At 42.6% G+C, this 20,907-nt stretch carries 19 protein-coding genes; all 19 read right to left on the minus strand.

Going from position 1 to position 20,907, the window contains the following annotated elements; all coding sequences use genetic code 11:
- Positions 1 to 3: 3 nt before the first annotated feature.
- The 19 genes from A7D14_RS19375 to A7D14_RS19465 all read right to left on the minus strand — a co-directional run bounded on the left by A7D14_RS19375 (position 4) and on the right by A7D14_RS19465 (position 20,788).
- Positions 4 to 513: a hypothetical protein gene (locus A7D14_RS19375; RefSeq protein WP_067038142.1), complete on the minus strand. Its 510-nt coding sequence runs from the start codon at positions 511 to 513 to the stop codon at positions 4 to 6.
- 256 nt (positions 514 to 769) lie between these two features.
- On the minus strand, positions 770 to 1,144 hold the full coding sequence (locus A7D14_RS19380; RefSeq protein WP_067038144.1) for a cupin domain-containing protein: 375 nt from the start codon (positions 1,142 to 1,144) through the stop codon (positions 770 to 772).
- A gap of 156 nt (positions 1,145 to 1,300) precedes the next feature.
- Positions 1,301 to 2,893 (minus strand): M1 family metallopeptidase, encoded by a 1,593-nt coding sequence (locus A7D14_RS19385; RefSeq protein ID WP_067038146.1) that lies wholly within the window; start codon positions 2,891 to 2,893, stop codon positions 1,301 to 1,303.
- A gap of 187 nt (positions 2,894 to 3,080) precedes the next feature.
- Positions 3,081 to 4,001 carry an amidohydrolase family protein gene (locus A7D14_RS19390; RefSeq protein WP_067038148.1) on the minus strand — a complete coding sequence of 307 codons (921 nt, stop codon included), beginning with the start codon at positions 3,999 to 4,001 and terminating at the stop codon, positions 3,081 to 3,083.
- A 307-nt stretch (positions 4,002 to 4,308) separates the two neighbouring features.
- Complete coding sequence (gene argH / locus A7D14_RS19395) at positions 4,309 to 5,595, minus strand: argininosuccinate lyase (RefSeq protein ID WP_067038150.1); 1,287 nt, start codon at positions 5,593 to 5,595, stop codon at positions 4,309 to 4,311.
- Positions 5,596 to 5,689: 94 nt separating this feature from the next.
- On the minus strand, positions 5,690 to 6,766 hold the full coding sequence (locus A7D14_RS19400; RefSeq protein ID WP_067038153.1) for a M20 family metallo-hydrolase: 1,077 nt from the start codon (positions 6,764 to 6,766) through the stop codon (positions 5,690 to 5,692).
- Complete coding sequence (gene argB, locus A7D14_RS19405) at positions 6,763 to 7,542, minus strand: acetylglutamate kinase (RefSeq protein WP_067038155.1); 780 nt, start codon at positions 7,540 to 7,542, stop codon at positions 6,763 to 6,765. Before argB ends, A7D14_RS19400 begins: the two co-directional genes overlap by 4 nt.
- A complete protein-coding gene (locus A7D14_RS19410) occupies positions 7,539 to 8,477 on the minus strand; it encodes an acetylornithine carbamoyltransferase (protein ID WP_067038157.1) in 939 nt (312 codons plus the stop codon). Before A7D14_RS19410 ends, argB begins: the two co-directional genes overlap by 4 nt.
- Positions 8,474 to 9,601 (minus strand): aspartate aminotransferase family protein, encoded by a 1,128-nt coding sequence (locus A7D14_RS19415; RefSeq protein WP_067038158.1) that lies wholly within the window; start codon positions 9,599 to 9,601, stop codon positions 8,474 to 8,476. The genes A7D14_RS19410 and A7D14_RS19415 overlap by 4 nt, the downstream gene beginning before the upstream one ends.
- A 4-nt stretch (positions 9,602 to 9,605) precedes the next feature.
- Positions 9,606 to 10,400 carry a pyrroline-5-carboxylate reductase gene (gene proC / locus A7D14_RS19420; RefSeq protein WP_067038161.1) on the minus strand — a complete coding sequence of 265 codons (795 nt, stop codon included), beginning with the start codon at positions 10,398 to 10,400 and terminating at the stop codon, positions 9,606 to 9,608.
- Between the two features lie 110 nt (positions 10,401 to 10,510).
- Positions 10,511 to 11,497: an N-acetyl-gamma-glutamyl-phosphate reductase gene (gene argC, locus A7D14_RS19425; RefSeq protein ID WP_067038163.1), complete on the minus strand. Its 987-nt coding sequence runs from the start codon at positions 11,495 to 11,497 to the stop codon at positions 10,511 to 10,513.
- Between the two features lie 88 nt (positions 11,498 to 11,585).
- The gene (argG, locus tag A7D14_RS19430; protein ID WP_067038178.1) at positions 11,586 to 12,773 is read right to left on the minus strand and encodes an argininosuccinate synthase; all 1,188 of its coding nucleotides are present in this window, start codon (positions 12,771 to 12,773) and stop codon (positions 11,586 to 11,588) included.
- A 102-nt stretch (positions 12,774 to 12,875) separates the two neighbouring features.
- Positions 12,876 to 13,502 carry a GNAT family N-acetyltransferase gene (locus A7D14_RS19435; RefSeq protein ID WP_067038164.1) on the minus strand — a complete coding sequence of 209 codons (627 nt, stop codon included), beginning with the start codon at positions 13,500 to 13,502 and terminating at the stop codon, positions 12,876 to 12,878.
- Between the two features lie 205 nt (positions 13,503 to 13,707).
- Complete coding sequence (mptB, locus tag A7D14_RS19440) at positions 13,708 to 15,072, minus strand: polyprenol phosphomannose-dependent alpha 1,6 mannosyltransferase MptB (protein WP_067038166.1); 1,365 nt, start codon at positions 15,070 to 15,072, stop codon at positions 13,708 to 13,710.
- 5 nt (positions 15,073 to 15,077) lie between these two features.
- A complete protein-coding gene (locus A7D14_RS19445) occupies positions 15,078 to 16,562 on the minus strand; it encodes a cellulose synthase family protein (RefSeq protein ID WP_067038168.1) in 1,485 nt (494 codons plus the stop codon).
- A 1-nt stretch (position 16,563) separates the two neighbouring features.
- Positions 16,564 to 17,253 carry a glycosyltransferase family 2 protein gene (locus A7D14_RS19450; RefSeq protein WP_067038170.1) on the minus strand — a complete coding sequence of 230 codons (690 nt, stop codon included), beginning with the start codon at positions 17,251 to 17,253 and terminating at the stop codon, positions 16,564 to 16,566.
- A gap of 101 nt (positions 17,254 to 17,354) precedes the next feature.
- Positions 17,355 to 18,965 carry a 4Fe-4S binding protein gene (locus A7D14_RS19455; protein ID WP_067038172.1) on the minus strand — a complete coding sequence of 537 codons (1,611 nt, stop codon included), beginning with the start codon at positions 18,963 to 18,965 and terminating at the stop codon, positions 17,355 to 17,357.
- 14 nt (positions 18,966 to 18,979) lie between these two features.
- A complete protein-coding gene (locus A7D14_RS19460; RefSeq protein ID WP_067038174.1) occupies positions 18,980 to 19,375 on the minus strand; it encodes a four helix bundle protein in 396 nt (131 codons plus the stop codon).
- 63 nt (positions 19,376 to 19,438) lie between these two features.
- Complete coding sequence (locus tag A7D14_RS19465) at positions 19,439 to 20,788, minus strand: NAD(P)/FAD-dependent oxidoreductase (RefSeq protein WP_067038176.1); 1,350 nt, start codon at positions 20,786 to 20,788, stop codon at positions 19,439 to 19,441.
- Positions 20,789 to 20,907: the final 119 nt, after the last annotated feature.

A 20,907-nucleotide genomic window follows, 5' to 3' on the forward strand; every position in this document is an offset into this window, starting at 1 on the left:
TTCTTATTCAATAATTTCAAACTTCCATTGTTCCGTGTTGAAATTATTGGAATTATCTGGAATCACCGTCATGATTAATTCAATCAAGTCTTTTTTGTCTTTTTTGGAGGTATAAAGCTCCATTTTTATTGCTCTGGTATTTTGATAATGGAAAGAATCAGGTTTCGGTAAAAATATTTTTGGCTTATAATATTCAGCTTTGTGATATGCTTTTGCCAGAGTACGAAGAGGTATTTTATGACCTGATTTGTTTATTACAAAATGATTTAATAGTTCATCCAAAGACTTTAACTCATTACCCACTATATCTTCAATATGCTTATTTAATGTGTCAAGGGATATTTTATTTCTGCGAACAGCCTCAGTGTCTATCTGAATATTCAATGAAGGCTCCGTAATTGGCATACCAATAATTTTAACGCTATCCACAAATTTTGATTGCATAAAGTCATTGATGATTGAATCATATCTCTGCTTTGGGTTTAAAAAATCAGTATAAATGATTAAATCCATTTTAATTGATTTATTGCTCCCAGTACAAGAACCGATTAATAGTATAAAGAAGGCATAGTAGATATATTTAGTTAGAATTTCGAAAGATTTTGAACAACACATAATACCATAATTAGACTAATAAGTGAAGCTATCGGAAATTTTCTTGATATTCACCTGCTAATTGATGTATGCACTATTTGGGTTTACATAAAAGATTACCCCGCGGCCAATGGTGCCACTTGCTCCAGCGAGAGTATAACCATTAAAAGTGCCGCTATCCCATATTGGACATCACTTCGGCCACATGTGACAGCACCTCTGTATGTTCTTTGGTTGGACTAAAATCTATGTATTTTGCGCTCTCTTCAACTATGGCCGTGTGCCCCGGCGGTAAATAAAAAATATCCCCAGGTTCCAACAACTCTTCCGTGCCATCATCATAAATAGCCTTTATTTTTCCTTCAATAATATAGCCGTAATGGGGACAATGGCAGCTATCATTGGTTAGACCTTTGAGTAATGGGGTAAAATCGGTGCCCTGAGGCAGTTCATGGTAGTTTGCATCCATGTTGCCAAAGCCAGAAAGGGTACGCATTTTAGTTTCTGGGGCTTCCATGGTGACAGGGATGTCTTCTTTGTTGATTTTCATTTGGTTTGGTGTTAAAGGTTTTTAAATACTTGTTTGTCTGTAAGTTACAAAAAGTTGATGAATTTCAATCTTTGAATGGCATCCAAAAATCCACAAAGAAATTGGAAATTAAGTTGGGCAAAAAATCATCGATTTGAAGATGATTTTTTAATAAGCCTACGGTTGACCTATTTCTTCAAACAAAGTCCATTGGTTAGGATCCAAGACCACACTATCTGGGCTAACTTTAGATGGAAGCTCAAAACTTTCAATTTGCTCATTCACTTGGATGGTTTCAATGATGATCTTTCCATCCTTGACCAAACCAATTTCCAACGGAAATTTGAACACGTGATGGGTTTGTACTTGTTCCAAATGGAGCATGACCTTCCCTTTTTTGTATTCCCAATCCCATTTTAGCTGTGGATGTCCCTTCGTAAACAGCCATTGCTGAAAAAAGGCATCCAACTTTTCACCGGAGACCTCTTCCATTACATTTTTAAAATCTTCTGAAAGCACATTGCTGTTGCGATAAGTGGCGTAGTATTTTCGAATTCCATTCCAGAAGTCGTCGTCGCCTAACTTATGCCGGAGCATGTTCAGTACCCAGCCCCCTTTTTGGTAGGTATTGGTGCTCAATACCCGCATGGGGTCGGATATGGTCAGATCCACAATGGGCGAAGGGTTGGTTTTGTAATAGGCGATAATCTCTCTTCGGTCAATGGCCAATTCCTCTTTTCTACGGTCATCACCATACACATTTTCCAAATAAAGGATGCAAAAATAGGTGGCAAACCCCTCGCTGAGCCAAACGTGGTTCCAACTTTTCTCGGTGGCCGAATTGCCAAACCATTGGTGGGCAATTTCATGGGCAATCAGGGGTTCAACGGTGTTGTTTCCTGTCACGGAATTTTCAAAATAGGCGATAGTTCCGGCATTTTCCAGTCCACCCCATTGGGTTTTGGCCTGCATATTGGCCAGTTTGGCATAGGAGTAGGGACCAATGGATTCGATGAAGTATTCGAGTACTTTTCCCGCTACGGTATAATCGTGAAAGCCCTCCAATCGATTTTGCGGGTATACCCAGGCGGTAACGGGAATGCCCTGCACTTCATCCACAAGCCGACTGGCAAATTCGGTCACCCCGATGGTCATCACTTTGGTGGCCACAGGGGCCGGTTCTTCATAAATGGTAAGTTTGTAGCCGTTCTCTAGATTGCTTTCTTCAATTTTTTCACCGGTGGCCACTACATCGTAATGGTCTGGCGCGGTGATTTGGAATTCAATACTGGCTTTGTCATACGGATGGTCCACCGAAGGCAGCCAATGCCTTGCCAAATTGGGCCAGTTGTCCCCAAAAAAGGAGCGATTGCCAAACTTGGTGGTGTCTATGACCAAGCCTCTTTCGGGAATACCGTGATATTTTACCGTAAACGTTTGGGTTTTTGCCTCGGTTTTTGGAACAATATTGATTTTGTCCTGGGCATACGAATAATCAGCTTGGATGGTATCCTCCAGTACTTGAGTCACTTCCATTCCAAAAGTGCCTGATTTTGCAACCAAATCCAAGGCAAAGGGAACGGCTTTTTCTGCGAAGGAAACGGTGACCTGGGTATCGCCCTGAATTTCGTTGGAGGCATCGTTCAGGGAAAGGCCAAACACGTAGTGTTGCACATCTACGTTTTCGTTTTTGGGATATTGATCTTGGGCATTTGCAGCGAGCAAAATAAAGGCAAAAGCCAGAATGGAGGTTAAAAATCTTTTTTGCATAAAAGGATATTATGACAATTAGGATAAACTCAAAGGTCAAGATACCCAATTTAGCAATGAATTTTGTGTTTTTATGAAGCGCTTGTTTTTCTTAATAATCCATGTACGATTCAAATCCTAAAGAAACACTACAAATTTCATGCATCGATTCTAAAATCAATTTTAAACCAAAAACGCAACATTTAGTTTAATTAGCTTCTTCTAAACGAAGAAAACGGGCAGCATTATTATACAGTATATCGCGTTTTTGCTCATAGGTTAAAAAAGGGGCTTCTTCAATTGCTTCCACAGCTTCTCCGATTTTTTGTGGCCATACCATTTGGTCAGAACCGAACATTAACCGCTTTCCCAGGCCGGCATCAATAAGTGCCTTTAGGTAGTCATAAAAAGTGGCCCTGGGGATTACCCAGGTTATTGTAGATACGTCCGCATAAAGTCGGGGATATTGATACATCATCGCAATCATTTCATCTCGATAGGGAAAACCGGCATTTTCTAAAAAAAGGCGGAGTTTAGGATGATTTACAAGGACTTCCTCCAACAGTAAAGGACTACCGGCCGCTGACCTAAAATTTGGCATATAGGGGCCGATTCCCAAGGTATGGATGAGTACTGGAAGGTCTAGTTCTTCTGCCAACTTGAAATATGGTTCCATTTGTGGGTCATTTGGAGGTATTCCATTTAACTGGGTTCCTATTTCACCCATTCCATTAAAACGTCCCTCCGCATAATCTCGTTTAAGCTTTTCTAAGGCAGAACTTTTGGGTTGTAAAATAAAAGGAGATGCAATAAAACGTTCAGGATTGGTATTTGCCCACTCTTGGACTGCCGATAAATCAACTCCGCTAAGAAAACCTTTGACAATGTTATAACGATCCATAGCCTCCAAAGTTTTCTTCTTCAAATCAGGAATGCTGACCGATTTAACATCACCTTTACAGGGCTCAGGGCGACAAAGGGATGGGGTTCCAACAGGCACTTCATGAGGAAGCCCAGTATGCATGTGCATGTCAATAATTGGCAGCTTTTCCTGTGTTTGTTGGTCATTTTGTGAGTAGGCATAAATAGCCATGAAAAAGACCAAGAAAAAAGGTATTAACTTTTTCATAATGTAGAATTTTTACCCTCCTTACCAGTAATCTGCTCTTCTTCTTTAAGCAGAAAAGCATTAAGAGAATATTTGGGTTCATTTTCCATAAAATACAATATAGAGCTCAGATTATCAAGATTTTATGGTTTTTGTTCGGCTTATTGCCATTGTTTAAGGTGGGAATCCAGTGTAATGAACTATTTCAACATATACTAAAAACAGGTCAATACTTGAGAGTAAGGCTAGTATTTTTTCAAATTTAGAGCCCAACACAAATGAACAGATGTATCCTATGAATTGATAACTATCCCAAAAAAACGAGTTTTTAAGGATTCAGTGCCTTTTCCATTTTCTCACGAATCTCTTCCAAGCATAAATTGCCCAAACTGCCTTCATGGGTGTGTTCAATGTCCCGTTTGGGCTTAAAATTGCCATTTTCTATGGCCTTGCCCATGGTTTTGTAGGCATCCCGAAACGGCATTCCACTCTTTACCAATTCGTTCAGGGTGTCCACACTAAAGAGGTAATCGTACTTGGGGTCTTCCAGAATGTTTGGGTTCACCTTGATTTCCTTTAAACTGAAGGTCATCAACTCCAAACAGGCCTGCATGTCCTGAAGGGCGGGAACGATGACTTCCTTCACCAACTGCAAATCCCTGTGATACCCACTGGGCAGATTGTTCATGATCATGGTGAGTTGGTTGGGCACGGACTGGATCTTGTTGCATTTGGCCCGAATCAGTTCAAAAACATCCGGGTTCTTTTTGTGCGGCATGATGCTGCTTCCCGTGGTGAGCTCATTGGGGAAGGAAATAAAATCAAAATTCTGACTCATGTACAAGCAAATGTCCATCGCCATTTTGGATAGCGTAGCCGCAACACTGGATATCCCGAAGGCAGCGGCTTTTTCTACTTTTCCACGACCCATTTGAGCGGCAACCACATTATATTTTAGGGTGTCAAAGCCCATTTCTGATGTGGTAAAGCTTCGGTCGATGGGGAAGGAGCTGCCATACCCGGCCGCACTTCCCAACGGATTTTGGTCCGTCACTTTGTGGGCCGCCTGTACAAAGTACAGATCGTCCACCAAACTTTCGGCATAAGCGGAAAACCAAAGTCCAAACGAGGAGGGCATGGCAATCTGCAAATGGGTGTAGCCGGGCAAGAGTACATTTTTGTGTTTTTCGGCCAACTCCAACAACAGATCAAAAAGGGTCTTGACCTGCGTTTTGATTTCGGTCAGCTCATCCTTTAGATAAAGCTGCATGGCCACCAAAACCTGGTCGTTTCTGGAACGTGCGGAATGGATTTTTTTACCGGTGTCCCCCAATTTTTCAGTGAGGAGAAATTCGATTTTGGAATGCATGTCCTCAAAATCGTCCTCAATGGTGAATTTTTCGTTTTCGATGTCCTTGACGATGTCGCTCAAAGCATTCACTAAATCATTGGATTCTTCTTGGGAGATCAATCCAACCTTTCCCAACATTTTGGCATGTGCGGTAGAGGCGATGACATCGTATTTTGCCAAGACCAAATCCAATTCCCGGTCATTTCCAACAGTAAAATGGTCTATTTTTTTATCGGTACTAAAACCTTTGTCCCAGAGTTTCATAGTTTGTAGTTGTCATTCCCGCACTTCGCTTTGCTCAGCATTAACTCCTGCGGGAATCTGTTTATCGGGTTCTCGACTCCGCTCGAACTCCTTATCAATTCTTTTTTAAAAATCCCTCTAATATTTTAATATATAAATCGATTCCCTCCTCGATTTCCCGTACATAAATAAATTCATTGGCCGAATGGGAACGCGTGCTGTCCCCAGGGCCCAACTTCACCGATTGGCATGTTAGTGCCGCTTGGTCGGACAAAGTGGGGGAGCCATAGGTTTTTCTGCCCAAGGCCAATCCACTTTTCACCAAATCATGGCCGGGGTCAATGCAGGATGAATTGAGTCGCAAGGAACGCGGCGTCATTTTACACGGAGCTTCCTTTTGTAACAAATCAGCTATCTCCTGATTGGAATAACAGTCGTTTACCCGAACATCCACCACCAAATCCACTTGTGCGGGCACAACATTGTGCTGTTTTCCGGCATTGATTTGTGTTACGGTGAGTTTCACTTCTCCCAAAGCATCCGAAACCTTATCAAACGAATAGTCCTTGAACCACTGTAAAACATCAATAGTGTTATAAATGGCATTGTTGTCATTAGGGTGGGCTGCGTGGGATGGAGTACCTTCCACCAAGGCATCAAAGACTACCAGACCTTTTTCGGCAATGGCTAAATCCATTAAAGTGGGTTCGCCCACAACGGCAAGATCAATTTTAGGGAGAATGGGAAGCAAGGCCCGAATGCTTTTTTCGCCAGCATCCTCTTCTTCGCCAGTGGCGGCCATGATGATGTTATGACTTAATCCTTCCATTTCATAAAAATGGACAAAGGTGGCCAAGAGCGACACCAAACATCCTCCAGCATCATTACTGCCCAGTCCGTAGAGTTTACCATCCTCAATATGGGGATGAAAAGGGTCTTTGGTATAGGCACTGTTGGGTTTTACCGTATCGTGGTGGGAGTTTAGCAGCAGGGTGGGTTTGGAGGCATCAAAATGCTTGTTGAAGGCATAAATATTGTTGAACTGCCGTTCCGTTTTCACCCCAAATTCTTGTAAAAAGGCTTCAATGGCATTGCCAGTTTTGTCCTCTTCACCTGAAAACGATGGGATGGAAATAAGTTGCTTGAGCAACGCAATAGCTTTTTCGGTCAAAATCTCTTGATTGATTTTCATAGTGTCAATGTGGTAAAATTTGGGTTGCCTTCTTCCAGCATGGTAATGTCTCCAATGCACACTTTTTTCACTTGGTTTTTGAGGGCATGGAAACAGTTGTGCATCTTGGGTAGCATCCCGTTTGAAATAATCCCGTAGGCCAGAAGCTCTTCATACGTTTTGGAATTGATATGGGTAATGACTGAATTTTCATCATCCACATCCTCCAGTACGCCTTTCTTTTCAAAACAATAGTACAGGGTGGTATCAAACTGATCGGACATGGCAATGGCTATTTCCGCTGCAATGGTATCGGCGTTGGTATTGAGCAATTGTCCTTTTCCATCATGCGTTAAAGCACACAATATGGGGGTGAAACCGGCTTGCAACAATTTAAAAAGGGCATAGCCGTTTACTTTGTCCACATCGCCCACATAGCCAAAATCCACCTTTGTGACAGGTCTTTTATGAGCCAATATAGTGTTCCCGTCAGCGCCACTCATGCCAATGGCATTGGTGCCAAAAGCCTGTAATTGGGCCACGATCTGTTTACTTACCAATCCACCGTACACCATAATGGCAATCTCCAAACTTTTTTCATCGGTGATTCTTCGACCATTGATCATTTTGGCCTCAATACCCAGTTTGTTCCCAATCTGTGTGGCTTTTTTTCCTCCTCCGTGCACCATGATTTTGTTCCCTGGCATTTTGGAAAAAAGGTCTAAAATACGGACGAACCCATTGTCGTCTTCAATGATGTTGCTCCCTACTTTTACGATGGATAGTTTTTGTTTCATAAGGCTTCCAATATTTTTTTCAGGACTATTTGTGCTGAAAAGGTTCTATTCTGTGCTTGGTTGATCACCAATGATTGATTTCCATCCAAAACGGCATCTTCCACAACAATATTCCTGCGCACCGGAAGGCAGTGCATAAATTTGGCCTGTCCCAATTTTTGCTGTGTCATGGTCCAGTTTAGGTCTTGGTGGAGCACTTTTCCATAATTGGTATAGCTGCTCCAGTTTTTCACATACACAAAATCGGCATCCTTCAGCGCCTTCTCTTGATCATATTCAATTTGGCAGCCTTGGGTGATCTTGGGGTCTAGTTCATACCCTTTGGGGTGGGTGATCATAAATTCTGCATCCTGTAACTTCATCATTTGGGTAAATGAGTTGGCCACGGCATGGGGCAAAGCTTTGGGATGGGGCGCCCAGGACAACACCACTTTGGGTCTTGGTCTGGGGCTGTATTCTGCCAAAGTTATAGCATCTGCCAATGCCTGCAAAGGGTGTCCCGTAGAACTTTCCATGTTTACCACGGGAACGGAAGCATATTTGGCAAAACCATTGAGAACTTCCTCAGCCTCATCCTTCTCTCTGTCCTTTAAATCGGGAAAAGCCCGAATGGCAATAATATCGCAATACTGTGAGACGACTTGCGCCGCTTCTTTGATGTGTTCCGAAGTGCCTTGGTCCATTACGGAACCATCTTGGTACTCCAAAACCCAGCTTTCGCTGCCAAAATTCATGATCATGACCTCCATGCCCAATTGCATGGCCGCTTTTTGGGTGCTCAAACGTGTCCTCAAACTATTGTTGAAGAACAAAAGGCACAAGGTTTTATGTTTCCCCAAATCTTCAAATTGATAGGGGTTTTGCTTTAGGGTAATCGCTTCGTTCACCCAATCGGGGAGGGACTCAATATCGTTAACAGATAAAAAATGCTTCATTTCAATGCGTTTTGCAGTGCTTCAAAAAATAGGTCTACATGTTCTTTGTTGATGTTCAATGCGGGTAAAAACCGCAACAACTTCTTGTTTTTGGCACTGCCAGTAAAGATATGTTGGTCATAGATCAGTTTTTTTCTAAGGTCAGCTACTTCAAAATCAAACTCAAGGCCTATCATTAATCCGCGGCCCTTTATATTTTTGATTTCCGGGATTTCTTGGGCCTTTTCCTTGAAATAGGCTCCCAATTCAGCGGCGTTTTGAGTTAGGCCTTCACTTTCCAATACTTCCAAAACAGCCAAACTTGCTGCACAGGCCAAATGATTGCCCCCAAAGGTGGTCCCCAAAAGACCATACGAAGGCTTGAAGGATTCATGAATCAGAACACCCCCAACAGGAAAGCCGTTGCCCATTCCTTTTGCAATCGAAATGATATCAGGCTGGATGCCGTGGTGTTGAAAAGCAAAGAATTTACCACTCCGTCCATACCCCGATTGTACTTCATCTGCAATCAATACGACATGGTGCTCTTTACATTTCTTCGCGATGAATTGGTAGAATTCCGTGGTAGGTTCATCCAATCCGCCAACCCCTTGGATGGCTTCCAAGATAACGGCACAATAATCATCCGAAGTAATGGCCTTTTCGAAGGCATCAAAATCGTTCAGGGGAAGAAAAGTTACCGCCTGTTGTTTGTTGATGGGGGCATTGATGCTTGGATTGTCCGTAGCGGCAACTGCAGCCGAAGTTCTTCCGTGAAAACTATTGTGGAATGCAATGACCTTGGATTTTCCCGTATGGAACGAAGCCATTTTTAATGCATTTTCATTGGCCTCCGCACCAGAATTGCACATGAACAGGTCATATTCCTCACAACCGGATAGTTTTCCCAACTTCTCGGCCAACTCCTCCTGAATCGGGTTTTGTACAGAGTTGCTGTAAAACGCCATTTTATCCAGTTGGTCCTTGATGCGCTTTACATAATGGGGGTGGGTATGCCCAATGGAAATTACGGCATGACCTCCGTAGAAATCCCAATATTTTTGTCCTTTATCATCCCACACCTCAATGCCCTTGGCGGACACCGGGGTGACATCATAGAGTGGATATACGTCAAATAATTTCATTCTATTACCCCTTTTTAATTTGACTGATTTTTTCAAATGAGCTCACAATACCTCGAATCAGTGAGGAACTCAACCCTTGGTGTTCCATTTCGTTCAATCCTTCAATGGTACAGCCCTTGGGCGTGGTCACTCTATCAATTTCCTCTTCGGGGTGGCTGCCGGATTCTATCAACAAGCTGGCCGCACCGTTGCAGGTGTGCATGGCCAATTCCTGGGCCTCCTTGGCATCAAACCCCAATTGAATGGCTCCTTGTGTGGTTGCGCGAATCAAACGCATCCAAAAGGCAATACCACTGGCACAGATAACCGTGGCGGCTTGCATTTGCTCCTCCGGAATCTCCATGGTGTGCCCCATCCGGTTAAAAATGGCCTTGGCCAAATCGATTCGTTTTTTGCCGAGTTCGTTGCTACAGATACAGGTCATGGATTTTCCTACGGAAATAGCCGTATTGGGCATACTTCGGATGATGAATTTATCCGAACCGATGATTCCTTCGATTTTAGGAATGCTAAAACCGGTTATGGTGCTTATGATGACATGTTTTTCGGTGAGCAGAGCCTTGGTCTGCTCCAAAATGGAGGTAAAATGACCGGGTTGGACCGCAAAAATGAGAATATCGGAGTTTTTTACCGCCTCTTCATTGTCTGAAGTGACCGTAACGTTCCCGTATTTTTCATACTCCTGAATGGATTTGGTGTTCCGTTTGGTGAGGTACATGGTGGTGGCCCCGTTGGTGTGCAAAATGCCCTTGGCAATGGCCAATCCCAAATTTCCTGCTCCTATGATTGCTATTTTCATAATTTATTTCTTTATCATTCCCATACTTCGCTTTGCTCAGCATAAACTCCGGCGGGAATCCATATTATGGTTTATGTTAGACCCTTCGACTACGCTCAGGGTACATTGACTTAAAAAACCCCTGCTTTTAACAATAGACCTTCGGTTTCAGGGAAACCAAACATCAAGTTCATATTTTGAACGGCTTGTCCAGAGGCGCCCTTCAACAAATTATCTGTTGCTGAGGTCACCAAAATCAAGTCTTCGTGCTTATGCAAATGGATATGACATTGATTGGTGTTCACCACTTGTTTCAGATGGATTTCCTCATCAGAAACATGGGTGAAGGCAGCATCCTTGTAAAAATCTTTGTACATTTTTTTTGCTTCTTCCAAGGAACCCTCAAAAGAGGTGTAAGCAGTGGCTAAAATTCCTCGGGTAAAGTTTCCCCTAGTGGGCAAGAACAACAATTTTCCAACAGGGTTTCCGTAGGAATCCAAGCTTTCCCCGATTTCACCCAAATGCTGATGGGTAAAAGGCTTGTACCAAGAAATGTTGTTGTTTCGCCAGCTAAAATGGGAGGTCGATGACAATCCCACGCCGGCACCTGTACTTCCAGTCACCGCATTGATGTGCACATCACTTTTTAATAATCCAGCCTTGGCCAAGGGCAATAATGCCAATTGGATAGTGGTGGCAAAGCACCCGGGATTGGCAATGGCATCGGCGGATTGTATTTGCTCCTTGTACAGTTCCGGTAGTCCGTATACAAAATGTTTTCCATCAAAATGGGCATCAGCCTTAAGCCTAAAATCGTTGCTCAAATCAATGACCTTGGTGTTTTTGGAAAAGGTGTTTTCCTTTAAAAAGGAAGTGGAGTTGCCATGTCCCAAACAAAGAAAAACCACATCCACGGAAGGATTAATTTCTCCTGAAAATGCCAATTCCGTCAATCCCAATAAGTCTTGATGGGCCGAGGTGATGGGCTTCCCTGTCCGTGTTGTACTGTACACAAAATCGATTTCAGTTTCAGGGTGGTTCAACAAAATTCGAATCAGTTCCCCGCCTGTGTATCCAGAACCGCCTATGATTCCTACTTTAATATTTTTTTTTCTCATATCAATGGAGAATTATTTATCGTCATGCTGAATTTATTTCAGCATCTCACTCTAGTGAGACCCTGAATCAAGTTCAGGGTGACGGCTTCTAAATTTTATTGTTTACGTGGTTTGCAATTTTCCCGGAATTGGACAATATTTTGATGAAACCTTTGGCATCATCCGCGGTCCAACCTTTGTTCATTTCTCCGTAACTTCCAAAGGAAGCGTTCATCAAATCATGATCGGAAGCGATTCCGTTCAATTCAAATCGATAGGGATGAAGGGTTACAAATACATCGCCGGACACATTCTTTTGGGTGTCGGTCAAAAAGGCTTCGATGTTCCGCATTACTTCATCCAAATAATTCCCCTCGTGCAACAACATGCCGTAAAAATTGCCCAATTGTTCTTTTTGATACTGCTGCCATTTGCTCAAAGTGTGCTTTTCCAACAGATGGTGCGCCTTGATGATGATCAACGGGGCCGCCGCCTCAAAACCGACCCTTCCTTTAATGCCGATGATGGTATCGCCCACATGAATATCCCTTCCAATGGCGTATTTGGACGCGATGGCCTCTAATTTTTCAATGTTGGCCACTGGGTTGTCTTCTTCTCCATCCAAGGCTACGAGTTCCCCCTTTTCAAAAGTCAATTTCAATTCTTTGGGAAGTTCTTTTTCCAATTGACTTGGATATGCGTTTTCAGGCAGGGAAAGGTGCGATGTCAAGGTTTCCTCACCACCTACCGAAGTGCCCCACAATCCTCTGTTGATGGAATATTTCGCTTTTTCCCATGAATAGTCGATACCGTTTTGTTGTAGGTAATTGATTTCTTCTTCCCGGGCCAATTTTTTATCCCTGATCGGAGTGATAATCTCAATTTCCGGGGCGAGGATTTGAAAGATCATATCAAAACGAACCTGATCGTTCCCAGCTCCAGTACTGCCATGGGCGATGTATTGGGCACCAATCTTTTTAGCGTGATTTACAATTTCAATGGCCTGCACAATCCGCTCCGCACTTACGGAAAGGGGATAGGTATTGTTTCGGAGCACATTGCCAAAAATGAGATATTTCACCACTTTTTCATAGAAATTGGAAATGGCATTGATGGAGGTATAGGAGGTTGCTCCCAAGGCCAGGGCCTTTTGCTCAATTTCCTCGATTTCAGCTTTGCTGAAACCACCGGTGTTGACACTAACGGCATGTACTTCAAACCCTTCTTCCTGGGATAAATATTTGGCACAATAGGAGGTGTCCAATCCGCCACTATAGGCTAATACTAACTTTTTCATGTTTTGGTTCTTCAATTTATTGATGTAACGAAAGCAGTCAGATGAAAAATCTTTCTAAACTGTTCCTTCGACTTCGCTCAGGATGACAGCTCGAACTGACACTTATTTTTCTTTCTTCTTAAGGAAAAGGGTTTCTTTGATATTCTTTAATCGTTGAAAGGCCTTTCCGTTTAATTTTTTTGATGCTGTCTTTTTTTCGCTCTTTTTTTCATTTGGGTCGTACAACATTCCCGTGCACAGGCACATTTTTTGTTCGGTACGTGTAAGAATATCAAAATTCTTGCAGGTTTGGCATCCTTTCCAGAATTCAGGGTCATTGGTAAGCTCCGAAAAGGTTACGGGTCTATATCCCAGCTCGTAGTTCATTTTCATGACGGCCAGCCCTGTGGTAATCCCAAAAATTTTGGCGTCTGGGAACTTCTTTCGCGATAGTTCAAAGACAGCCTTCTTTATCTTCTTGGCAAGTCCTTGGTTTCTATAATCCGGATGCACAATAAGCCCAGAATTGGCCACAAAATCCTTGTTGCCCCAGACTTCGATATAACAGAAGCCGGCAAATGTGTCACCGTCCAGGGCAATGACGGCATTCCCGTTTTGCAGACGTTTCATGATATATTCAGGGGTACGTTTGGCAATCCCGGTACCGCGCACCTTAGCGGATTCCGCTATGGTATCGCAGATAATTTGGGCGTATTTAAAATGTGATTCGTTAGCAATTACAATCTCCATTGCAAGCGATTAAACAGATAAAATTAAAAATGATGTTTTGATGGTTTTGCGGAAATGGACTCACCTATTTCCATAGATAATAATGCACCCTTACGGGCGACGACGGGGAGAAAATGGACGTACTGGAGCAGGGATGCTCAATGCTGTAAATATGTATTCTTGTCCTTTCATTATGGGATAAAAGTACAAATTAATTCCAATTGACCTAGGGATTGGTTTGTTTTTTGAAGAAATATAACTTTTTTGAATCCCTACCTATCATTTCATAAACAAAAAAGCCGTACACCAAAATATATTCAACGGCCAATAACCAAAGATTTTCCTTGTAATCTGGATTGGAATAGGCCTGATAACTGAGCACAATGGCCAGCGACCAGACCAAAGGGAACCGATATTTTGTGAAGAGGGATACCCCCAATAGAAAAACAATGTACCAAGGGTGTACGGTACTGGACAGAAAGTAATAGCTGGATAGGGCCAAAACCATTGCCGTGATGACACTTTCAAGGGTTTGGTTTTTCCGAAGGAAAGCAATCAATAGTACAAGAGCCAGTATCACTTTAGCGATAATCTTTCCATAGGATTCGATCAATTCCCAAGGTTTGGATTCATAGTGGGTGACCGCTATTTTTTTAACGATGTTGTAGATGCTCGCATTGAATTCGAAGTTGGAGAACCATAATTTTAAGGTCTCTGCATAATTATCAACAAAAGATGGAGAATAAAATGGAAGGAGCAGCACAATGCACCCAACTGCCACGAACGCATAGAACAACATACTCTTTTTAAACCTGAAATACTTGAGAAAGATGGGCAAAAAAATGAGAGGGACCAGCTTTACCATTATGGACAGGGAATAGATGGGAGCCGCAATGGGCCATTTCTTTTTTGAGATGAGGAACAATGCCCAGACCAAAAAGAATAGCATTACCCCTTCAAAATGGAGATTGCCCGTTAATTCAATAATGACCAAGGGATTCAAAAAGTACCAAAAGGCCATGTGGGTGGATTGGTTGAGGTTTTGGAGCAATTTTCTACCAAAATACAGTACACCGATATCGGCCAAAATCAGCATCAGCCGCATCACAATGATGGAGCCCAGAATACTTCCGCCGCCCAAAATGGCCGCCAAAGCAAAAAATATTTGATTGATGGGGGGATAGTTGCTGAAGTTTTTGGCATGGAGTTCCCCCATGTTTGTGTGCAACTCTTGGGCATTGGCAATGGCTACATTGGATTGCCCAATAAGGTTATTAGGGGTATGAAGATAGGGATTGAGTCCATTTTTTATGAGTTCCCCATCCCAAATAAACCGATAAAAATCTTGGGAAAGATTGGGTTCGGCAAATAAAAAAACGAGTCGAAATAGAATTCCCGCCACAAGAAGGAACTTAAAGTTCCATTTCTCAAACTGCATGAGTTTGACCATAAAAAAGAACAGCCCGCCAAAGAGCATGAGCAGTTTTATGAAATCGGTACGGGCCAAATCGTACCCAAAACTAGCATAGAACAACATACTGCCGACAACAAAGAGTATCGGGTATTTGTGCAAGCGCCAGTAAGAAAGCATGGATTTTAGGCCTTGGAGGTCAGTGATTTAAAGAAAACAAAGCCGAAACCAAGAAACAACATCAAATGGAAAGGGAACAATCCGTAGTCATTCAAAGGGATGGCACTGTACATTCCAAAAAGGAAGTAGATCATTAAGGCGAATTCCAGAATCATATTGGGCGATAATTTCTTCGCCAAGTATTTATTGCCTTTCCAGGTGTCCTTAATACTGTTGATGTTGAACTTTGGGGTTCGAACAAATTCGCTTCGCTTACCCAAATGACCTTCCAAAACGGCCACGGTGTTGTGCAAAGAGAAACCAAGGGCAACGGAAAAGAAGGTGAAAAAGAGTTTGATGTAGTCCACAAAATTATCAAAACTGCTCCCTTGAATGCTTTTGTACGTAAACCAATAGCAGATGAACAGGATAATGGTACTGATGATAAAGAAACTGGTCACCTCAAATATCCAACCCAAATGGCCATAGGTATTTTTGATGTAAAGCATGGGAATGCTCAACAACGCCACAATGAACACACAGAGGAACATGGAGCTGTTCAACAGGTGCATGACCCCGTGGAATTTGGTTTTCAGTGGTATGTTTTTGGCTGTAATCACACTCCAAACGGTCTTTCTAAAGTTTTCCGCACCGCCCTTGTTCCAACGAAACTGTTGCGAACGTGCCGCACTGATTACAACGGGCAATTCGGCAGGGGTTTCCACATCCTCCAAATATTTGAACTTCCAGTTTTTTAATTGGGCGCGGTAGCTGAGGTCCAGATCCTCGGTCAAGGTGTCGCCTTCCCAGTTACCGGCATCCAAGATGCATTCTTTCCGCCAAATACCGGCAGTTCCATTAAAATTGATAAAGTGTCCTTTGGAATTTCGGCCTACCTGCTCCAACGTAAAGTGGGCATCCAAGGCAAAGGCCTGAATACGGGTAAGGGTGGAATAATCACGGTTGATATGTCCCCAACGGGTCTGTACCACACCAATTTCCTCATCTTTAAAATAAGGAACAGTTTTTTTAAGCCAGTCACTTTCTGGAAGAAAATCGGCGTCAAATATGGCAATGAACTCACCTTTTGCAATGGCGAGCCCCTCTTTAAGTGCTCCCGCTTTATAGCCTTGTCGGTTTTTTCTTCGGATATGTTGGATGTCCAGACCATCTTTTTTGAGTTCCTCGATGCGTTTGGCTGTTTCTATGACAGTATCATCCGTGGAATCGTCCAAAACCTGGATTTCCAACTTGCTTTTGGGATATTCTATTTTGGCAATGTTGTCCAACAAACGCTCCATAACGTACTCTTCATTGTAGATGGGGAGCTGTATGGTGACAAATGGTATTTCCTTGGGATCTAATAGGTTGAACTTGGGCGCTTCCTCATTTCGTTTTTTGTACCCTAAATAGTTGACCAGTAGATTTAGCTGGGCAAGACTGTAGAAGAAAATCAAAATTAAGGCTGTACTATAAATAGCTATTATGATAAGAGCAATTGTGAGTCCCATATTATTTTAAACTGTATTTAAAAATCCAACCCAAAATTTTCATGCCAGCAAATATAGTACCTTTTACCGTACCTGACACTTTTGAAACACCAATTCTTCGTTTATAACGCACTGGTATTTCGGTATATGACATGTTTTTTCTCAGTACTTTGAGCTGCATTTCCACTGTCCATCCATAAGTCGTGTCCTGCATCTCCAATTTTTTGAGCTTTTCATATTTTATGGCCCTAAATGGTCCTAAATCCGTAAATCTTGCCCTAAACAGGATTCTCATTAAAAAAGTGGCCAATTTGTTGCCAAAAACCTGTTGCGGAGTCATAGATCCGGGTTCCCGAAGCGATTTTTTTCGCGCTCCGACCACAAAATCGATGTCATTTTCCAAAATGGGGGCGACTACCTTATCCAGTTCCTCCGGATAATCCGAGTAATCTCCGTCAATAAATACGATGATGTCTGGCACTTTGGATTGTTCGGCCACATATTTCATGCCCCTTAGACAGGCGGACCCATAGCCCTTGCGGGTTTCAGTGATTACAACGGCCCCTGCTTTTTTGGCATTTTCCATGGTATTATCGGTAGAACCGTTGTCCACCACAATAATTTCGGAAACATGTTTGGGGAGTTCGGACACTACTTTTCCTATGGAATCTCCTTCATTGATCGCGGGAATGATGACCTTGATGTCCGCCATAGGTTGCCTTTGGAATTTATTTTAGTTTGAAGTTGCCAAAACTACGGTATTCCATGAATTTTTCATTCATTTATGTTGAACTGATGGCAAACCAACAGGTATTATTTCTGATTTACCAAGGACATGAGGTCCACATCGTTGCCCAATAAAACCTGATTGCTGTCGATTCTTCCCTGTAGCGGGCCATTTTCCAGTTTCAACACCCCTCTGGGGCATACTGCGGAGCAGATACCGCATCCCACACAGCTGGAGCGAACAATGTTTTCGCCTTTTTGGGCATAGGCACGTACATCGATGCCCATCTCGCAATAGGTAGAACAATTTCCGCAAGAAATGCACTGGCCGCCATTGGTGGTAATCCTAAATTTGGAGAACAAACGTTGTTGAAAACCGAGAATTGCGGCCATGGGACAACCAAAACGACACCAGACCCTATTGCCAAAAATGGGATAGAATCCGGTTCCAATGACTCCAGAAAAGATACTGCCGATCAAAAAGGAATAGGATTTGCGAAGCGTTTCAGATTTGAACAAGAACACGTTTCCATCGCCACTAAAAAAGTGCATCCCGAGGAGTACCATAATGATCACAAAGTACCCAATGGCCCCATATTGGGCATCTTTTTGGAGCTGGTCCCGTTTAAAAAGCATCACCCAGCCAAAAACCAGGGTCAGCAATGTGGCAACACCGATTAAAAATGAGCTTTTGGTCAACCAGTATTTGCTGGTGTCCGTTCCTAAATAGGAATAAACGACTGCGGTGGTCATCAAGGTGACAAAAACCACAACGCTGTGCACCACCCAACGTTCCACCCTCCAGGCAAAAGTTGATTTATCACTCAGATGTCTGAAGGAATCCCCGGCAGTTTCGGCCAACCCGCCACACCCACACACCCAAGAACAATACCATCGTTTTCCGTATTTGTAGGTTAGGATTGGAGTGATGACAAAAATGGAGAGAATGCCAAAAATCAGTAGCGCAAAGCCAATATCCCCAGAGCTCAAAAACCCTTTGATCCGATAACTTTCAAAATTGTAGTAGTTGAGGGGCCAAATATTTTTGAGGTCGTAGTAGGGCAAACTGCCCCCGTTCAATATTTTGTCCCCGTTCAAACGGGCCATCAATTCAGGAATAATAAAAGCAAACGCGGTTTGGAAGAACATCACACTGAAGGTTCGCAATCGTTCATAACGGTTATGGCGATATTTCCACAGAAATTTTATCCCAAAGGCCAAAATTGCAACGGTATATAAAGTTCCGTACACAAACCATTGGCTGGCGGGATTGCCACTCAACGCCTTGCTCAAGGGGTCGAAAAGAGCGATCACACCTTTATTATCCCCTTTGCTCACCAAGCCCAGATATTCGGGATAGAAATACAGGATAATATAAAACCCGGTCAAAGCAATGCCTGCCACCCATGCCCAAAATCCGCGACTGGATATGGATTTGAAATAGACCCCGTCGTTTTTAATACCTGGAAGTTTTTGGGAATAGGCATCCCAAGAAAACCAAAGAACACCCACAAATAAAGCAGCAAGTGATAGGGTGAGCCATAATGTCTTATTGGGAAAAGAAATGTTGAAAATGGCCAACAGCATCACCACCAATCCGGCGACACCCAAGAAGGTGGCCAACTTTTGGTTTGTGCTCAAGCTTTTTGGCGGTTGCCCGGTAAGGGCCATGCTTCTACTATGTGTTTGATAGTTCATTGTTCGTAGTTCTTCTATGTTGATTTGAATTTCTGTCCTTTAAAGTCTGATTTCCGTAAATAGAACATGAAAGCCCCAATTTTGTTTGTCTCTAGTTCAACTATTTCTTGGACATATTCCATTTGTTGTTCAAGAATTAATTTCTTATCAAATGCTCTATATAATTGTGATTTTAATTCTGAGCAAGATCCTTTTGAGTAACTTAAAAAGTTATGAAATTCACGATTACCATCTCTCCCAAAACCTTCCGCTATGTTATCCATGATTGAACCGGAGCTTCTTTCCATTTGGTCTCTTAAAGAAAAGTTCTTGCCTAGATGTGTAGTTTGAAAAAGTGCTTCGATTTCATTGCATATCTTTCTAGCCAATTGCCAAACTTCTAAATCTTCAAATCTTTCTATTCTTGCCATATAAGCTTTTTAATAAACTCCAAACCATAAACCATAAACTCTGAACCATAAACCCTGAACCATTTAACTTGTTTGGAAGATGTGTTTTAAACGTTTCTTTTTGGGTTTGATGGACTTCCCAAAATCGGAATTGAACTTGCCCACAATGTCTCTTTCATAATTGCGGTAGAATTCTGGGTCAAAGTTGGCATCGGCCAAATGCTCCAAAACATGATCAATCGTTCTTTTCTCGGTGAGCCATCGGTCAAATATGTCATGGCGTAACCGAATACCGAAGGTATTGATGCCTAAAATTTGCTGTGAATTTTTATGGAAAGCAATGGTCATACAAAGCTTCTCTTTGGGATGTCTCCAATGAAAATGAACTTCTTCCTCTTTCTTTCTTCGTTCTGAAAACACCCAACCATACGTTTGGTATTCAATATCCAAGAACTTTGCAGAATTGAACCAATGTCCGGGATTATAGGCCGTTTTATGGCCGCAAATGGTCTGGGCGACGGTTTCGCCCATCATCCGGCCCGTGTACCAAACTGCTTCAATGGGCCTTCTGTTTCCAATGGCCTCATGCTGTTCGGCACAATCCCCAATGGCATAAATATCTTTGATATTGGTCTCCAGAAAACGGTTCACTTTAACACCACGGCCCAATACAATGCCAGAATCCTTTAAAAAATCAATATTTGGGGTAACTCCAGCCGTAAGCCCGACCAAATCACAGGGGATTTCCTCTCCTGTTTCCGCTACAATAATGGATTTTACCTTTCCGTTTTCATCAGGAACAATTTCTTTGAGGGAGGAGCCAAGCCGTAGGTCGATATGGTGCTCCAAAATATGTTCATTGATCATTTGGGAATCACCTTGGGGCAAAACACCGTTCCAAAAACTGTCTTCACGCACCAAAAAGGTTACTGGTATATCACGACTTCGCAACATTTCGGCCAATTCAATACCGATCAATCCGCCCCCCACGATCACGGCCCGTTTACAGATTTTTTTATTGGGCGCATTCACCTCCAAAAGATCTAAATCCTGTTTGGAATACAACCCCTGAACCCCATCCAAATCTTGTCCGGGCCAACCAAATTTGTTGGGTTTGGATCCTGTGGCGATGATAAGTTTGTCATATGTAATAGACTCTGCACCTTCAAGTAATAGTTTTTTTTCTTCAGGAATTACTTGGGTGACATACCCTTTGACCAATTCAATGCGATTTTTCTTCCAAAACCCATTTTCATAAGGTTGGGTGTGTTCAAACCTCATGTGCCCCATGTAAACATACATCAGTGCCGTTCGGGAAAAGAAATAATCGGTCTCCGCAGAGATAATGATAATCCGTTTGTCTGAAAGTTTCCGGATATGCCGTGCAGCGGTAACGCCCGCAATTCCATTTCCGATAATGACAATGTTCTCCATGTGGTCAGAATGATTGTTGCTAATGTGTCGAACTAAATTCTAGGAACTTAACCCAGTCCGTTAATTTAGAAAGAATATAATTTAAGACAGATGCTATTTTTTGTAATGACCTAAACTAT

The organism is Allomuricauda sp. CP2A, assembly GCF_001683915.1.
Classification (GTDB): Bacteria; Bacteroidota; Bacteroidia; order Flavobacteriales; family Flavobacteriaceae; genus Flagellimonas.

Excerpts from the sequence above, each read along its gene's own strand:
- A7D14_RS19375 (WP_067038142.1), bottom strand. The coding sequence starts at position 513 with ATGGATTTAATCATTTATACTGATTTTTTAAACCCAAAGCAGAGATAT.
- A7D14_RS19455 (WP_067038172.1), bottom strand. The coding sequence starts at position 18,965 with ATGAACTATCAAACACATAGTAGAAGCATGGCCCTTACCGGGCAACCG.
- mptB (WP_067038166.1), bottom strand. The coding sequence starts at position 15,072 with ATGCTTTCTTACTGGCGCTTGCACAAATACCCGATACTCTTTGTTGTC.
- A7D14_RS19465 (WP_067038176.1), bottom strand. The coding sequence starts at position 20,788 with ATGGAGAACATTGTCATTATCGGAAATGGAATTGCGGGCGTTACCGCT.
- A7D14_RS19435 (WP_067038164.1), bottom strand. The coding sequence starts at position 13,502 with ATGGAGATTGTAATTGCTAACGAATCACATTTTAAATACGCCCAAATT.
- A7D14_RS19380 (WP_067038144.1), bottom strand. The coding sequence starts at position 1,144 with ATGAAAATCAACAAAGAAGACATCCCTGTCACCATGGAAGCCCCAGAA.
- A7D14_RS19460 (WP_067038174.1), bottom strand. The coding sequence starts at position 19,375 with ATGGCAAGAATAGAAAGATTTGAAGATTTAGAAGTTTGGCAATTGGCT.
- A7D14_RS19385 (WP_067038146.1), bottom strand. The coding sequence starts at position 2,893 with ATGCAAAAAAGATTTTTAACCTCCATTCTGGCTTTTGCCTTTATTTTG.
- A7D14_RS19450 (WP_067038170.1), bottom strand. The coding sequence starts at position 17,253 with ATGGCGGACATCAAGGTCATCATTCCCGCGATCAATGAAGGAGATTCC.
- argG (WP_067038178.1), bottom strand. The coding sequence starts at position 12,773 with ATGAAAAAGTTAGTATTAGCCTATAGTGGCGGATTGGACACCTCCTAT.
- A7D14_RS19410 (WP_067038157.1), bottom strand. The coding sequence starts at position 8,477 with ATGAAGCATTTTTTATCTGTTAACGATATTGAGTCCCTCCCCGATTGG.
- argB (WP_067038155.1), bottom strand. The coding sequence starts at position 7,542 with ATGAAACAAAAACTATCCATCGTAAAAGTAGGGAGCAACATCATTGAA.
- A7D14_RS19400 (WP_067038153.1), bottom strand. The coding sequence starts at position 6,766 with ATGAAAATCAATCAAGAGATTTTGACCGAAAAAGCTATTGCGTTGCTC.
- argH (WP_067038150.1), bottom strand. The coding sequence starts at position 5,595 with ATGAAACTCTGGGACAAAGGTTTTAGTACCGATAAAAAAATAGACCAT.
- A7D14_RS19445 (WP_067038168.1), bottom strand. The coding sequence starts at position 16,562 with ATGGGACTCACAATTGCTCTTATCATAATAGCTATTTATAGTACAGCC.
- argC (WP_067038163.1), bottom strand. The coding sequence starts at position 11,497 with ATGAGAAAAAAAAATATTAAAGTAGGAATCATAGGCGGTTCTGGATAC.
- proC (WP_067038161.1), bottom strand. The coding sequence starts at position 10,400 with ATGAAAATAGCAATCATAGGAGCAGGAAATTTGGGATTGGCCATTGCC.
- A7D14_RS19390 (WP_067038148.1), bottom strand. The coding sequence starts at position 4,001 with ATGAAAAAGTTAATACCTTTTTTCTTGGTCTTTTTCATGGCTATTTAT.
- A7D14_RS19415 (WP_067038158.1), bottom strand. The coding sequence starts at position 9,601 with ATGAAATTATTTGACGTATATCCACTCTATGATGTCACCCCGGTGTCC.